Source organism: Burkholderiaceae bacterium DAT-1, from assembly GCA_019084025.1.
In the GTDB taxonomy this organism is placed as follows: domain Bacteria; phylum Pseudomonadota; class Gammaproteobacteria; order Burkholderiales; family Chitinimonadaceae; genus DAT-1.
On sequence record JAHRBI010000006.1, the window covers coordinates 401,415 to 415,070 of the forward strand.

The 13,656-nt window shown below is 52.4% G+C and carries 10 protein-coding genes; 4 read left to right on the forward strand and 6 right to left on the reverse strand.

Features of this window, described 5'->3' with window-relative positions; all coding sequences use genetic code 11:
* Nucleotides 1-3: 3 nt before the first annotated feature.
* The 3 genes from KSF73_14930 to yhjQ are packed head-to-tail and all read right to left on the reverse strand — an operon-like array spanning nucleotide 4 to nucleotide 6,012.
* Entirely contained in the window at nucleotides 4-2,511 is a 2,508-nt protein-coding gene (locus tag KSF73_14930) for a cellulose biosynthesis cyclic di-GMP-binding regulatory protein BcsB (protein MBV1777011.1), read from the reverse strand.
* Nucleotides 2,504-5,038, reverse strand: coding sequence for a UDP-forming cellulose synthase catalytic subunit (gene bcsA / locus KSF73_14935; protein MBV1777012.1), 2,535 nt, complete (start codon nucleotides 5,036-5,038; stop codon nucleotides 2,504-2,506). The genes KSF73_14930 and bcsA overlap by 8 nt, the downstream gene beginning before the upstream one ends.
* Entirely contained in the window at nucleotides 5,035-6,012 is a 978-nt protein-coding gene (gene yhjQ / locus KSF73_14940; GenBank protein MBV1777013.1) for a cellulose synthase operon protein YhjQ, read from the reverse strand. Before yhjQ ends, bcsA begins: the two co-directional genes overlap by 4 nt.
* A gap of 205 nt (nucleotides 6,013-6,217) precedes the next feature.
* Here yhjQ and KSF73_14945 point away from each other — a divergent pair, with 205 nt between their 5' ends.
* On the forward strand, nucleotides 6,218-7,873 hold the full coding sequence (locus tag KSF73_14945; protein ID MBV1777014.1) for a cellulose biosynthesis protein BcsE: 1,656 nt from the start codon (nucleotides 6,218-6,220) through the stop codon (nucleotides 7,871-7,873).
* Here the strand turns inward: KSF73_14945 and KSF73_14950 are convergent.
* Nucleotides 7,870-9,057, reverse strand: a complete 1,188-nt coding sequence (locus KSF73_14950) for an NnrS family protein (GenBank protein ID MBV1777015.1) — start codon at nucleotides 9,055-9,057, stop codon at nucleotides 7,870-7,872. The genes KSF73_14945 and KSF73_14950 overlap by 4 nt on opposite strands.
* 162 nt (nucleotides 9,058-9,219) lie before the next feature.
* Here KSF73_14950 and KSF73_14955 point away from each other — a divergent pair, with 162 nt between their 5' ends.
* Complete coding sequence (locus KSF73_14955; protein MBV1777016.1) at nucleotides 9,220-9,828, forward strand: TetR/AcrR family transcriptional regulator; 609 nt, start codon at nucleotides 9,220-9,222, stop codon at nucleotides 9,826-9,828.
* A 121-nt stretch (nucleotides 9,829-9,949) separates the two neighbouring features.
* Nucleotides 9,950-11,044 (forward strand): N-ethylmaleimide reductase, encoded by a 1,095-nt coding sequence (gene nemA, locus KSF73_14960; GenBank protein ID MBV1777017.1) that lies wholly within the window; start codon nucleotides 9,950-9,952, stop codon nucleotides 11,042-11,044.
* A 70-nt stretch (nucleotides 11,045-11,114) separates the two neighbouring features.
* Here the strand turns inward: nemA and KSF73_14965 are convergent, their stop codons facing one another.
* Both KSF73_14965 and KSF73_14970 read right to left on the reverse strand, forming a co-directional pair.
* Complete coding sequence (locus KSF73_14965; protein ID MBV1777018.1) at nucleotides 11,115-11,528, reverse strand: hypothetical protein; 414 nt, start codon at nucleotides 11,526-11,528, stop codon at nucleotides 11,115-11,117.
* Nucleotides 11,529-11,551: 23 nt separating this feature from the next.
* Nucleotides 11,552-12,706: a hypothetical protein gene (locus KSF73_14970; protein ID MBV1777019.1), complete on the reverse strand. Its 1,155-nt coding sequence runs from the start codon at nucleotides 12,704-12,706 to the stop codon at nucleotides 11,552-11,554.
* A 105-nt stretch (nucleotides 12,707-12,811) separates the two neighbouring features.
* On the opposite strand from KSF73_14970, the gene KSF73_14975 reads away from it, so the two are divergent.
* Nucleotides 12,812-13,396, forward strand: coding sequence for a thymidine kinase (locus KSF73_14975; protein MBV1777020.1), 585 nt, complete (start codon nucleotides 12,812-12,814; stop codon nucleotides 13,394-13,396).
* The last annotated feature ends 260 nt before the right edge of the window (nucleotides 13,397-13,656 follow it).

Genomic DNA, 13,656 nt, shown 5'->3' on the forward strand with positions numbered 1-13,656 from the left:
TCCTCACCCCTTCCCCGACAGGCGTCTGATTGCAACGCGTCGCAGAGCGATATAAGCGAATCCACCCATGAGTAGCCCGGACATCAATCCGAGAACAGCCAGCACCAGTGGATGTCTGGACAAGAAAATCCATACATACATCCACCATGGCAGGCTGCCCACATCATAGTTTTTCCCGAGTTGAAAACTTTCGACTTGCTGCGCCCGTACCAAAGCGACATCACCATGCACTTGCTCGATCATATCCCGCTTCTCGAGCGCATCCTGTACCAAACCCCAGGACTGAGGATCACTGACGCTTAGCGCCACGATGCTCCTGCCAGACTTCAGTGGCGACTCGAACCCGATGACCGCACCAAAATGGCCATTGGTATTCATATCTGTCAGCGCAGACCGCTGGCTTCCTCCCCCTTGAATCACCTTATCGACCGGATCGAGTTTGTCCGGATATCTGTAGGGGGTAGCAAACCATTTGCGCTGCCCTTCAATGAGCGCAGGCAGAGACTCGCCCCAAGCGTGAAGTTTAGGATCCAGTCCGGTTTGGGCAATCCACACCAGATCCTTGTTTTTTACGCTATCCAACTGGTCTGGATTCACCAGCGTGTATCGTATGGATGGAAAGCCAACGGCAATTCCCATACGCCCCATCACAAACAGCAGTGTCTCAATGGTTGGCGTATCCGGGTTTTCCGGTATGACAATAGCGGTTTCCGATAAGTCTGCCATCCTGCTGAAAGGAAACGCTGTATTTGCAAAAAAGGCCAGATTAGGTAAGGTGGTGAAATGCGGCAAATCAGAAAAATCCACGGTTGAATCTGGGTCTAATGCCGCCTTGCTATTGTCCAGGGCTGTATTCTGGCAGGCATGTTTACGCACAAAATCGAGCCTGAAGGCCGCCTGCAGCTGATTATTCCCACTCAGTTTGAACGAGGGGATGCGCAATTGATCACGTTCGCTGGCTGAGCCGTCGTCCAGCAATGGGAGGGTGAGTGTCCGTCCTCCCGCTGCGTTTTGTGCCTTCAGCCGGAACGACTGCACAAATTGCTCATTCAAACTAATCGACAAGGTTGAATTGTCCGCATCACTTGGCGGGGTATAGCGATAACGCAAATCGAGCGGCACTCCGCGATTCCGCCAAGGAAGCAAATCTGGCGGCATACGCATATTGATGCGCAATGGATCCGGAGCATGTCCGGTTGCCTGTAATTGGTACGGTGAATCTACCAGCTCGCTAAATTTTACCGGCCGATTTGTTGGCATCCAGTTTGGTGCATCGTAAGGTTTGCGCGGATCGCCATAACGCACCTCGCGCACATTGGCCCACGTACCCGATAACGTCACCTGGCCCAGCACCAAGGCGTCAGCCGCTTTCGCCAATTCCGCATCATTGCGACCCAAAATCAGCAGAAGCTTGCTGCGAAGGTCAGCCGGGTTGGGAATAATAGCAATCGCAGGTCCGGTCACGGGATTTGCCAGCAACCAGTCATGCATAAAAGCGGGCGCATTGGATGGCGTTGCCATTACCAGCGCATTTCCTTTGGGAATAGCATCCCCAAGTACCTTAAATCGCGCATCGCGATATTTGGCCAGTGTCCCAAACCAAGAGGCAAGCACGCCCGCCGAGCGCACGATTGTGTGAGAGGGATGAACGGGCAACGCCAGTGAAACCTCTACCCGTCGATTGTCGAAGCGATCAAAAAAGGGGGCGGGTAACTGAGCGAGATCATTTGCAGGGTGCAAAGACTGGACAGCAAGATCAATGCTACTGCCGGAACTAACGGTTGCCCACAAACTGGAATGGGTCGGATCCTCGCAGTCCATGCTGTAATGGCCGATCAACTGCACACGAATGGTGTTGTAATTACTGAAATAACGCGGATCAATCTCAAGATCAGCCAGCTGTTGTCCACGCTGATAATTTGCAGGGAACGGAACGACGCCAATCACCTCATCATTGACGTACACTTTAAGATGCGACAACGCGGGTAATAAGGCAGGGGAATATTCGTATTTCAAATGAAGCTTCGCACGGTTCACTACTTCGTCTTGCCGCAATCCAAAGCCTACGCTGCCACTACCCTCTACGCCCCGCAGATTCATTGCGGATGCCACACCGAGCGACTGAAAAGTTAGATTCACGGCTCGCGCTTCCATTGCGGCAGGCATCACCTCCAGTGGAATCATCATGTCGCGTAAGTATTGTGAGGGCACGATCACAGCATCGGGAAATCGCTTTTGCACGGTAGCTAACTGCGTATCCGCACTTTTGCGATCTTTCCAGAAACCGCCACGCATCGCATAGCCATTACCGGTTTTAACCGCACGCAGCCACTGAAATGTACCGAGCTGCCGCGCAGAGTCGCGCAATGCCTCAACGCTGGCCGCATGCGTCATCTCTATCGAAAAGTAACGTTCCCCCTCTTTGGGCAAGTCACCATCCGCTGCATGCACCGCAAGTGCGCAAATCAGCAAGCCTGCTTTGGCCAGTAGTCGTTTCAGGATTTCAGCCATTTGCCCACCTGAACCAGAATTTATTGATCACACTGCGCCCATTCCGCCATTCAATAGAGAGTCGCTGCCAAACGAAACCCGGGAAACGCCGGTAGCCCTGAAGGCTGAAAAACAGAATCTCTTTCAGTGCCGTCAGCGGCTTGTCTGCTTCCCGTCCTTCCGACCAGCGAACCCATGCATCTGCCCGGCCAAATGTACATTGCACTAGATTACGTTCTTCTTCCATCGTCAGATTTTCAAAACGTAATCCCAGTCGACTGGCACGATATATCGACACACGTGCCGGAAACACATATTCATTGTCTGATGCGGTCAGCGTGATCGAGACCAGCGCACCATCCGGAATATCCATCCCGGCAGGAATCGTCAGCCCCAATCCCCCTTCCGAGTAATCCTCGGTTTCACATGCAAGGGTTCGTCCATTGGATAGACTCAATACGGCCGGCAAACGGATAGCAATCCGATGCGACACGCGTACCTGCCTGGATTCCATGGCGACGCCCAGTGTTGCCCCCAGAATCGCAAGGTTATAGACGGTCCAGATCATGTTCAACAATACCGTATCGATTTCAAAGGTATTCCAGTAAAACAGTCTGAAACATCCCAAAATCAACCCGACCAGGTTGGCCAGCAATAAAATGAGATAGGGGCGGGAAATCGTCCAGTCAAAGAAGTCTTCCTCAATCAATCCCCCCTTGGCGGTTACATTAAATTTGCCGATTCTGGGATTGATGAATGCCAATGTGGTTGGCCGTGCGACATACCAGGCGAGAACAGCCTCGTATACCTCAGACCAGAAAGAATGGCGATGCTTGCCTTGGATACGCGAGTTCGTCAGATTGGCCAGCAGAATATGCGGAATCACATAGCAGGCAAGTGACGCCGTATTAGTCTCAATGATATGTGCCTGAAAAAACAGATACCCCAGTGGCGCAGTCAGAAATACAAGGCGCGGAATGCCATAGAAAAAATGCAGCATGGCATTGGCGTAGCATACACGCTGCATCCAGTGCAGTCCTTTGCCCAAAAATGGATTATCGATCCGAAAAATCTGCGCCATGCCACGGGCCCAGCGGATACGCTGGCCAATATGTCCTGATAGACTTTCTGTTGCCAAGCCAGCAGCCTGCGCCAAATTGATATAGGCTGTTCGGTATCCGCGACGATGTAGTTTGAGTGCTGTATGGGCATCTTCGGTCACTGTCTCGACCGCAATGCCCCCTACCTCCAGCAGCGGTTTTTTCCTGATCACCGCGCACGAACCGCAGAAAAAAGTCGCATTCCAAAGATCATTGCCGTCCTGAATCACGCCGTAAAACAATTCACCTTCATTTGGTACATTGCGGAATGTACCCAGATTACGTTCGAACGGGTCAGCCGAAAAGAAATGATGTGGCGTCTGCACCATGACGCATTTCGGATCTTCGATAAAGCAGCCAACCGTCATCTGCAAAAAGGATCGGGTTGGAATATGATCGCAATCGAAAATCGCCACTACCTCACCGTCAGTGAGTTTCAGCGCATGATTCAGATTGCCCGCCTTGGCATGATGATTATCTGGGCGAATGATGTAGCCACAGCCCGCCTCCCGGGCAAATTCGCGGAATTGTTCTCGCCTGCCATCATCAAGAATGTAGACATTGAACTTGTCCGCAGGCCAATCCTGGCTCATGGCGGCGAGTACGGTCGGTCTGACGACATGCAACGGTTCGTTATAGGTTGGTACAAATATGTCCACCTTGGGCCATTGGCGAACATCCGCCGGCATCACCACGGGCCTGCGTTTGAGTGGCATGGCGGTTTGCAAAAAACCCAGCACCAATATCAGCCACGCATAGCCCTCCGCCAGAAACAGCACCCACGCGAGGAAACGATCCATGCTGGTTTCGACTTCCATGGTTTCAGTCAATCGCCAGAGCAAGTAGCGCGATGAAGCGGTAAGTGATAACGCAATCATCAGCGTGACACCCTGCTCACGTGGAATTCGCCCCACAATTAATGTGACCAGCCACATGATCAGTGCCAGCACAACCTGCTCTATCGGACTCAGCGGTGTCGAGATCGTCACCCAGAGGCCCAAACTAGCCAGCATTAGCAAGCCCGCGCGCTGCCAGGGGTGATGCGACGCTAGCACGGGAGTCACTGCATCCAGATGCCTGGCCAGTCGCTCGTAATCGATCCGATCGATCCAGCGCCAAAAGATGCGGACAGGTTCCACCGCCAGCCAGCGCACCGGCGCAGGGATCCACGGCAACTTGCGTGCGGGTGTCAAAAAAAAGAGTCGCCACAGCCAACGCCCGGGCGGAGTTCCCGGTGGAATGCCTAACTCCTGAGCGATGACGCGATGAAAGATTAAACCCCAGCGCAATACCGGATCGCGCGCAATCGCCTCAGCGGATGCGGGGGGCAAAATGAAGAGTCGCCAGATGATCAAGCGCCAAGGCGCATCACTTTGCACCGATACGCCTGCACAGATCCACTGGCGAAAAGCCATCAGGATCGCGGCAAGTCGCGCACGCGGATTCATCCTCTTGCCTCCAGTGCCCGAGCTGAAATATCTGCAAGCAAAGCACTTGCCAGACCTTGTATATCGTGTGCTACCTGACTGTGTGGCGCAAAATCGACCACCGCAATTTCGGCAGCCATGGCTTCAGGAACCGCGCTGTCGTGATGAATCGGAAATGGTGCAAGACGCCGCTTAAGCTGAAGGCGCAGCAAGTCAGCGACAGAGGCATGCAAATGCTGGGCGGGATGAAATCCGCTCATGATAATTGGATCTGGATAGGGCATGCCTTCGCCCTTAAACCATTCATCCATCCGTGCTAGGCGCAACGGTGCACCTGCATCGGGTCGCAACACGCCTGCGTTGAGCGTTGCAGCTCGAATAGCCTGCTGGGCAAACAATGATGGCAAAGGAGGTGCATCGATCAGAATAATGGCGCGCCCAGGAAATTCAATCTCCGCAACACGTTCACGCAGCCAGTCCGGTCGGAGCAGCATTGCCTGCTCGAAACGTCGGATCTCTCCGATGTCGGCATAACCAAATGGCAGCAACTGCAGATGTGTAGCGCAGCGTAATCCGGCTTTCATCCAGTCATCGCCATCCACCACGCGTCTGACGATGCCATCGCGATAACCTGCCGGTACGCCCAGATACTGGCTCAGCACATTGCACGGGTCAAAATCGATCACCAGAACATCAATGCCGCCATCAGAGATGATCGAAGCAAGACTCGCCAGAATGGTGCTGCGCCCCATCCCGCCAGTCACACTACTGACTGTTACAACATGTGTATCTCGTGTTGCAAAATCGATCCAATGTTGCGGAGGAGCAACAAACTCTCGCGTTCCTTCGTCAATCGATGCCGGCGCACGAATGCCCGCATCTTTGAGTAAAGACGACTGTCTCGCCTCATCCGCATTGTGAGCCGGCCGGAAACCACGGTAGGTCGGGAATGCCTTGCCAATGCGAGAGAAAAGTGTCCTAGTGTCACTACTCATGAAGGTGAACAATCATATCGTTGATAGTTCAGATTGCACGCCAGCGGCTAGCAACGCAAGTTTACCTGGGGACAGTGAGTAAACTCGCCCCCAGAAAATCACAGGCAGTGAATCGAATCTACAACATTTGCAAGTAACTGATTGCTTTCAGCATGCTAGGATATTCCATCCTATCCTTCATGATGTCCTCATAGTTGATGCTGGCATGACATCCGATCAGACCCACATCCCATCACTCTGGATTGAGGGATTCACACCAGAGCAAGCACAGCTGAGCACGGGTGGACTTCATCTCCTCGCGCTGGGTCGCAGTCCCTTTGCAGGGCCACTTATCATGGCCACATTAGGACATTTCATTGCCAACGGGGGTAGCGCAACCCTCATCACGAGCAAGCCTGAACAACGCCAAACCGAAGCCGCTCATCTAGGCTGGAACATTAGCAGTGCATTAACAGCGTCGGCGCTCAATGTGCTGGATATCCAGCATGATTGGGTACACATGCTCAAGCAGTATGGCGCGCCGCTTTTGCTGGATGAACTCGAAACGCTGGTGCCTGATCGGGCGTTGCTTGTCGTGGAGCTTGATCTCCGCTGGCTCGGCAAAGACACAGCAAGCGTCGGCAGATTTCTAAGGCGCTGGCAAAGTCAGTTGGGTATGCATGACATCACCACATTGGTGGTAGTGGAGTACATCAACCCAGACTTAAATATCGGCGTACTTCCATTTAATGGCATTGCATCATTGCATGATGAATCGGAGCACCTTTACTGGGAAATTCTTCGCTGGCCCGGCACAGAGACCGAAAAAATCCATCTGATTGCAGATGGCCGGGGATTACTGTATGTCAGCAATGACAAAGGTCTACCGGATCTGGATAGCTTTACCCCACCAGATCTCCATATTGTCATTGCTACACATGCCGCGCTCGAAGGTGAAACCCACATTCCAGCAAATTGGATGATAGTTCCGGATCATCATGCAGCTCGCTCGGCGGCGGCGGATTGCATTGGCGCAACCATCCTCCTTGAAGGTACCAGCACTTTTCATTTGGCCGATCTTGCTAAGACAGTACACCATCTGCGGTTATCCAGAGGTAATCGCCTCAAGATACTGATTCGTGAGCGGGAGTTCCGCTTGCGTTACAACCAATCGTGGCTTTTGCTGAATATTGGTGCCAATCAGATCATTCAGGAAAGTACACCTTTTACCCGCATTCCCGAACTCATTCATTATCAAAGATCTGCACGCTACGGAGGAGATGTACCGGAAGATTTTCTCAGCGCCTATCAGGCCGCCACGCCTGCAGGAGAAGCTGGATATTTGCCGGCAATGCGCTTTTGCCAGCATGCCAAAGAAATCATGCGTCGTGCCGCGCGCCTTAATCTGGTCAACGTCCTGATTCGTCTGACGCTACGCAAAGGTGTCTCCCACCTTGAAGCACTGGATGCCTTGCATGCCATCCGCCCCGGCGATATCGCCACCGCAGATGCAAACAGTATCTATGTCTTTCTTTTTGCATGCCGCGACATCAATGCCGAAGCAGCACTGAAACGCATGTTCCGCGAACCCGTGAATGATTTATTCGAGGGTCAGGTGCGCTGGCAAAGTTCGGACGGTATTCTGGGCACTCTGAGCGACCTATATCGACGAATCGAACGGAGTCCGGTGCCCGACTATTCTCGCTCGCTCCCAGATGTACGCGCATGGCGAAGTGATGCAGAAACTGAAGATATCCGTGATTCAGTCGACCCTGCACATTACACGATTCTACCGCTCTGGAACCCCGCGTCTCAAGGCGATGTGCTTCCGTTCATGATTCGCAGTGAACCCCTTAAACGACGTAATACCGAGGCGCCCTAACCCGCTTTACCATCGGCACGCGGCAGACAATAAATCGGCACCAGTCGCCAGGTCCACATCGCAATCAGTATCCACCACATACAAGCCAGCAAGGAGACGAGTAATCCCGTTGTGCTGGTTAGCGCAATCAGCACCCTTGCGATAGCAATCGCATGCATCCCGATACAAATTACCCAGTCTAGCCGACCCGCCCGCAATGATCTGCCGCTATTACCGAGAGACAAACGGCTAACAAACGCTATCAGCGTGGTACTGCAAAATCCCAGCGTCAGCGCATGCACACCCGAGGCACCGATGGGTGCGCCCAGAACAAACATAGCCTCCAGAATCAATGCAGGTGCCACCCACAAAAACCCCAAATGCATCATGAACAAAAAGGGATCACGTGCAGGAGTCGCAAACAAGCCCCATCGCCAGATCGTCCAGATAACGCTGACGGCCACGACAAAGCACGCCACGAGCTGCAATCCATCAATATCAAACCAACTGCCTGCGACCATCAATACACAGCCGATCAACCAGCCATCAAGCAAAAGACGCGGCTGCCACAAAGCCGACTCAGGATCTCGGCCACGCACAAAGTGCGGAATCATGCGATGAGCGATCGTCAGGAAAAGCGGAAGTAAGAATCCCCATAGCAATAGCTCACGCGCTGCGGTCCACATCGCCCCATCCCCCGAGCGGGTCCAAAGCGTCACCAGCATCATGGCAATCTGCCCGGCGGTCATGATAAATGCCAGCCGGACAGGATGCAGACTATCTCCGGCTTTACTTTGGATAATGCAATGCAACCAGCGAAGCAAGCCGATCGCCCAGCCAGCCTGCATAACCAGCATGCCCACATTCGCAAGCCGGTTACCCAGCAAAAAACCCGTCATGGCAAGCCATACACCGACAAAATAGGCTACCAATGGCAATGGATGGCCCACCTGAGGAGATACCGCCAACCAGCGCGGCCCCGAAGTCAGCAAAAATCCGAGGAAAAACAGTGGGAATACCCCAAGCGGCATCATCAGTCCGTGAACCAGCACAGGCTGAAACCGCGGCATCCCAGGCCAGATCAACGCCATGGCCCACCACACCGCCATAAACTGCATTGACAGTAATCCCAGAAAGAAGCTGAGCCGATGTGGTACGTGCCACAAGCGGGTCAACATGCCGGGTTCCATAACAACTACGCCCATTGACCACTCCATACGCTTATTGGGCCATGTGATTAGTATGGTGCCAGATTGATCAATTCCGTTCTTATCCGACAAGCGTCATGATTATGATATTGCAACTAGACGACTGGTCTAATAGAATAGCACCCAGATTGTTTAACCAAACCAGCGGATCCTGCAGTCGTGGACAAGCCATATACCGATACCCGTGAACATCTGCTTGCCACAGGCGAGGCTATCATCCTGGGCAAGGGGTTTGCTGCCGTTGGCCTAGCTGAAATCCTGTCTAGCGCAGGTGTGCCTAAAGGATCGTTTTATCATTACTTTCGCTCAAAAGAAGGCTTTGGAGTGGAAATGCTGGAGCGCTACTTTGCACAGTATGCCCATCAACTTCAGCACCTGATCGTCGACCGTTGCGAGTTATCTGCGCGAGATCGTCTACTGGCCTACTTTGGCGGATGGATCGATCGTCAGTGCGATATGCCATCACAGTCGTGCCTGGCAGTCAAACTTGCAGGCGAGGTATCCGATCTTTCAGAGCCCATGCGTGAGGCACTATCGCGTGGCATGACGAGAGTAATTGAGAAGTTTGCTGCCTGCTTGCGTGATGGAGTGCTTGATGGCTCAATCCTGACAGATCAAGCCCCAGAGCAGCTTGCAGCCAATCTGTATGCCTTCTGGGTGGGTAGCGCATTGCTGGCCAAAGTTCAGCATAGTGCCGAACCCATGAAGCTTGCGCTGATCCAATCGAAGCACATGCTGTCAGGTGAACAATCTGCAGGCAATCACTGATTCAATCATTCATCCGGCTTGTACTTTTGTACACGCCATTTTTTGACACATTTACTAGACGACCAGTCTAATTCAATCAGACCGTCAATTGGCTGCCGGTGCAGCCCAAGGAGAACCCCGCATGACTTCGCAGCTGTTTACCTCGCTCAAAGTGGGTCAGACAACCCTGAGCAATCGTATCATGATGGCGCCCCTGACTCGGCTGCGCAATACAGAGCCGGGCGATCAGCCAACCGATCTGGCGACTGAATATTATGCGCAGCGTGCAAGCGCAGGCTTACTGATTGCCGAGGGCACACATATCTCGCCGACCGCAAAGGGATATGCAGGCGCTCCGGGTATCTACAGCGAAGAGCAGATCAATGCATGGAAAAAAGTAACCGATGCAGTTCACGATAGAGCGGGTCGTATTGCTGTTCAGCTCTGGCACACGGGGCGCATCTCGCATCGTTCACTGCAACCAGATCACGTCGCCCCGGTGGCACCTTCCGCCATTCGTGCCAATAGCAACACCAACATCCGTCAGGAAGATGGCAGCCTCACCCGCGCGCCTACCGATGAGCCACGCGCGCTCGAAATTGCCGAAATCCCGGACTTACTGGATGACTACCGCCACGCAACCGAGAACGCTCGGAGAGCTGGATTCGACTATGTCGAAATTCATGCTGCTCATGGATACCTGCTTAACCAGTTTCTGAGTGAAGAAGCAAATCATCGCACGGATGCGTATGGTGGCAGTATTGAAAATCGTGCCCGCTTGGTGCTGGAAGTCGTGGATGCTGTTGTTGGCGAATGGGATGCTGATCATGTAGGCATCCGCATCTCACCCCTGGGCATGTTCAATGGTTTATCCGATGTCGGTCAGGAAGAACTGGCGGTCTATCTGGTTACCGAGCTGGCCAAGCGCAAACTTGCATTTTTACATATTTCTGAGCCAGATTGGGCTGGTGGCCCAGCGCTGACGGATGCGTTCCGCGACAAAGTCCGCAGCCTGTATCCTGGTGTCATCATTGGTGCAGGTGGCTATACCAAGGAAAAGGCCGAGCAAATGCTTAAGGCTGGCTTTATTGATGCAGTCGCTTTTGGCCGAGCCTACATTGCCAACCCTGATCTGGTCGAACGGTTGCAGCACAATGCGCCCCTTAACCCACCCAATCCAGCTACCTTCTATGGCGGTGGCGCAGAAGGCTATATCGACTACCCAGTGATGGGCTAGTCCAATACTTACTTCCAATTGAAAACGGGCTGCCATGCTGACAGCCCGTCCTTCAGATCACGCACTTAAACTAGAACTCGCCAACAACTTTAACCGTACCATCCACGGCGCTTTTACTGATATAACCAATACCGCCAGGCGTTGCCGCCACAGATTTACGAATTTCGTCATCATTCGCCAGTTCCTTAGGCGGCAGACCTCTACCGGTAAACTTCATCTTGGCCCAGTAAGCCTTTACCGTCGAAGCTTCTTTTTTGAGGACTTTATCGCAAAATTCTGTCCGCGTAGCACCTTCCGCCCCATCAAAAGGCACTGCAGGCTTGCCATTCGCGTAAGAGGTGACTTTACCTAGAAAAATATTGGGCACCTCATCCATGTTGGTCGCACCCGCCATAGCAGGGTGAACAATGACAACGTAAGAACCCGCATGTGCCACACCCACGGCAAAGCCGGATAGTATCAGCATCCAAATTGTCCGCTTAATCGTTTTCATTGGCTCCCCTCCGCTCAAAATACCGTTGAAATCGATACGGTCAGCAAATTGCTGTCGCCGAGGTAGGTCCGCCCCGAGGGAGGATTCATACTACTATCCCTCGTGCGATCATATTGCACTTTCAAGGCTGCAGATTTTGAAAAATCCCAGCGAAGTAAGGCACTTGTTGTTGAAAATCGAGTCGGCAGGGGATCATCAGCGGCTTGTTTTTCCCAATACCGTGCACCGCTCAACATTGCAGTAACACTACCAAAGCGATACCCCACAGCCAGCATCCCCGCTGGCGCAGAGTACGACTCTCCGCGCTGAACGATATTGTATTCCAGCTTACCAATCCAGTTATTGTATTCAATGCCGGTATATACGCCATACAGCCTTTGCCGCAAGCCTTTATAAGTCATCGTTCCCTGTGACAAATACTCGACAGAACCATCACTTTGGATAGCTGATGCATCAACCTGATTCTGCATGTACACACCGCGAATCTCGACAATATCATTCGTCGCGGATAATGATGCCCCCATGATATTGCGCCAGTTTTCCTGAATCGGAACACCGTAAATCACTTTACTCTGTACCGGATTATTTGCTGACTCTTCCCTTCCAAGCCAGGCATTGCCAAAGTAAGACCAATCTCCGGAAGCATCCCGAAACATGACATTCACGCCATCGTAGTTCGCAATCTCCCACCCGTATACTTCACCCGGCGGACGAACCCAAGGGTAGGTGTACCCCACATATGTTGAATCAGAAAGATAATAGATGGGCAAATGCTTACGGCCAGCCTGCAAAGTAAATCGATTGTCCAATTTATAACTTAAATAGGCCCAATCAACCGCCGCCTTATAATCTTCTGCACCTCTGGCTGCGATTTGAACAGTTGCAGCCAGTTGCTCATCAATTTTCGCATCCATCTGCAAACCAACGACGGACTCCGGCTTAAACTGCCAGCCATCCGCATGATACAGCTGCGCATATTCCCAGCCGGCCAAATTACATGGGCATTGAATAGGCAAATTAGTCCCCGGCTGCCAAACATGCTCTGTCCCACTCAGCACCTTTCCTGCCGTAAAGGTAGCAAATCCGCTCATGCTCAAGTCGGCAGCCATTGCGATACCCGAACATGCCAATAGAACCGAGGCAACTTTGAAACCCGAAGAACGAATCATGTCCTACTCCTTGCACCGTAAACATCTTGGGTATAGGCATGATCCAATTACAATGCAATATTAATACAAGAGTACAATGTGATTTTGCATGAGAAAGTTACGATCATGGCCAAGCTGTACTTTCGCTATGCCAGCATGAATGCAGGGAAAAGCACTTATGCGCTTCAGGTTGCACACAATTACGAAGAACAAGGCCAGTCTGTTCGCATGTTTACAGCTGCCATGGATGATCGTTACGGCATGGGCAAAATCGCATCTCGTTTAGGAATCCAGCGTGATGCAGAATGCTTTGATCCGGAATTTAATTTCGAACAAGCACTGTCCGCCTCTCAGCAAATCGTTGCCTGTCTTATTGTCGATGAAGCCCAGTTCCTGACGCCCACGCAAGTGAGGCAACTCCATCGCGTAGCGGCACTACAGGGCATCCCAGTCCTGTGCTATGGCCTTAGATCAGATTTTCTGGGTGAGCCGTTCCCTGGCGCAGCGTGCTTATTAACGCTGGCTGACTCCATAGAAGAAATGAAAAGTATTTGTACCTGTGGCCGCAAAGCGACCATGAATCTAAGAGTAGATGCTCAAGGCAGGCCGGTCACTCATGGCGCCCAAGTAGAGATTGGCGGGAATGACCGTTATCGTCAAATGTGCGCAAAATGTTTCTACACAGCGTTGGATACATCTAAATTTATTTGAATTAAAAGCAACCGGTCGATCCAGATCCTCAGTCGCACGGTTGACCATTTGGTTATAGGTACGCTATTCAGCCCCTGATGCCCGGACTCGTATCCCCGCTACCAGGCCAAACGCAAAAACCCCGACCAGTCTTCTGATCGGGGTTTGCATACATCTAACGATGTTGTGGAGCCTGGCGGTGACCTACGTTCACACGGGAACCCGCACTATCATCGGCGCAGCTTCGTTTCACGGTCCTGTTCGAAATGGGAAGGCGTGGG

Coding starts and splice junctions, on each gene's coding strand:
- KSF73_14930 (MBV1777011.1), bottom strand. CDS start 2,511: ATGGCTGAAATCCTGAAACGACTACTGGCCAAAGCAGGCTTGCTGATT.
- bcsA (MBV1777012.1), bottom strand. CDS start 5,038: ATGAATCCGCGTGCGCGACTTGCCGCGATCCTGATGGCTTTTCGCCAG.
- yhjQ (MBV1777013.1), bottom strand. CDS start 6,012: ATGAGTAGTGACACTAGGACACTTTTCTCTCGCATTGGCAAGGCATTC.
- KSF73_14945 (MBV1777014.1), top strand. CDS start 6,218: ATGACATCCGATCAGACCCACATCCCATCACTCTGGATTGAGGGATTC.
- KSF73_14950 (MBV1777015.1), bottom strand. CDS start 9,057: ATGGGCGTAGTTGTTATGGAACCCGGCATGTTGACCCGCTTGTGGCAC.
- nemA (MBV1777017.1), top strand. CDS start 9,950: ATGACTTCGCAGCTGTTTACCTCGCTCAAAGTGGGTCAGACAACCCTG.
- KSF73_14970 (MBV1777019.1), bottom strand. CDS start 12,706: ATGATTCGTTCTTCGGGTTTCAAAGTTGCCTCGGTTCTATTGGCATGT.
- KSF73_14975 (MBV1777020.1), top strand. CDS start 12,812: ATGGCCAAGCTGTACTTTCGCTATGCCAGCATGAATGCAGGGAAAAGC.